The sequence below is a fragment of the Serratia sp. A07 genome (genome assembly GCF_058725505.1).
In genome coordinates this window covers 1-1,964 of sequence record NZ_JBZXDO010000135.1, presented here as the reverse complement: position 1 = coordinate 1,964, position 1,964 = coordinate 1, and the positions used below count along the sequence as shown (strand labels likewise).

Genomic DNA, 1,964 nt, shown 5'->3' with positions numbered 1-1,964 from the left:
AGCAGGGTGCCGTAGCGATTGTTCTGGGCCGCCGCGTCATCCTGGAAGCTCAGCTGTTGGGTGGTCGGCGCCATGGTACTGACATCGGGATTGACATCTTCACCGTAAGAGCGCCAGTAGTAGTTGTAGCGATGCCATTTGTAGTCGCTCTTCTCGGCGTCACGCTCAATCACCAGCCCTTCGCGCAGGTTGTCCAGACGACGAGCTTCGACTGTGGCGTCACCGTCCGCTTCGATAAAGCTCGCCCGGTTTTCAATCAGGTCATCACTGTGCAGATGAAGGCGGTCACCGCTGTAAATCAGCGCCCCATCCCTGTTGGTCAGGCGTTCACCGGCCTGCAACGTCAGGCTGTGGGTCGCCGCCATCACTGCAGGCGCACCATGGTTGTCGATGACACGCCCGCGCACGGTGATATCGTCACCCATCAGCGCCGCGGCGTTGTCCAGGGTATCGACGTTCAGCGCCAGGGTGTCCGCTTCAATACGCCCGGTGTTTTGCAACGCCCCGGTCGTCAGCTGCAGTGTCTTGCCTACCAGGGTGGCCGGATTGGTGATGCCGGCCGCATTGAGCGCCAGGTTACCCGGCAACAACCAGTCTGCCAGGTTGGTAAAGGCACCACTCAGGGAGAACGTCACCGTACCGTTGCTGCTGACCGTTTCACCGGCCTGACGGGTGTAGTCCTGCTGCGCGGACAGCGTCAGCGCCTGCAGCCCCAGCAGGGTACCGTTCTGGTTATCCAGAGTACGCGTATGCACGGTGAGTTGCCCGCCGCTCTCCACGCGCCCGCCCTGGTTAAGCAGCGCCAGCGGCGAGTCGGTCGGTGACCGGTCGGCATTGATATCGAGATTGCCGTCGGCCAGGAGTCGCCCCTGGCGGTTGTCCAACTGCGTTACCCCCGCGAGGGTCATCTGGCCGCTGCTTTGCAGGCGGCCTGCGGTATTGTCGATGTCACGGGCGGTGATATCGGTACGCGTGGTGCCCAGTATCAGCCCGCCATCGCGATTGTTCAGACGCTCGGTCAGCAGATTGAGGGCTGCCTGGCTGCTGAGCGTGCCCTGACCACTGTTATCGAGTGTTTCGGCCTTGAGCGTCAGGCCCTGAGTCGACACCAGTTGCCCTCCCTGGTTGTTGACCTGCGCCCCTTCAAGGGTGAGCGCGTCGCCGCTGTGCACCTTGCCGTGCTGATTGTTAAGCTGGTCGAGTCGGTAGATGCCCGAGCCCTGGCTGATGAGCGTACCGCCGGCGTTGTCCAGTTGCTTTGATGCCACCGTGATGCCGCCGCGGCTGCTGAATACGCCGCGCGTATTATTGATACCGGCCGCCGACACCTGCTGGTCACCATTACTGCGCACTGCGCCGTCAGTATTTTCCAGTAGGCCAAGAATGCGCAGCGCCACCTGTTGTTGGCCGTCAATCGTCCCACCGGCATTGTTCAGCGTTTGTGCGTCAAGTTGAAGTGCCTCGCCACTCTGCACTTTCCCATCGCGGTTGTTCAGCGCGTCGCTCAGCGTAAGTCGCTGTTGTTTCTGGCTGTAGAGCAACCCGCCCTGCGTATTATCGAAGGTGCGGGCGGCGATACTCAGCCCCTCACCGGCCAGCCACTGACCGCCGGCGTTATTGATGGTGCCGGCGTGTTCGCCGTCTTTGGCACCCATAACAGCAAGCTGCCCCTGCGCCGAGGCCTTGCCGTTGCGATTATCGATATCCTGTGCGACGCGCAGTACCAGATCCGCCGCCGACTGCACCACGCCTTTAGCGTTGCCCAGCCAGTCCGCCGCAAGTTGTGCTCCCTGCAAGCTCTGCACACTGCCGGCTGTGTTGTCAAAGCCACCGCTGATGGCCTGCCAACCGCCCTGACTGCCCATCCAGCCCTGGGCGTTGACTATCTCCTGCGCCTGCAGCATTTGAGACGACTGACTAAAAATCCGCCCCTGGCCGTTATCCAGCTTGCCGGTGAACTGCAT

Annotated in this window: 1 pseudogene; it reads right to left on the bottom strand. The window is 61.8% G+C overall.

The features are described 5' to 3' along the window. A pseudogene (locus AC4PR2_RS28530) lies at positions 1-1,964 on the bottom strand (hemagglutinin repeat-containing protein); the annotation flags it as partial.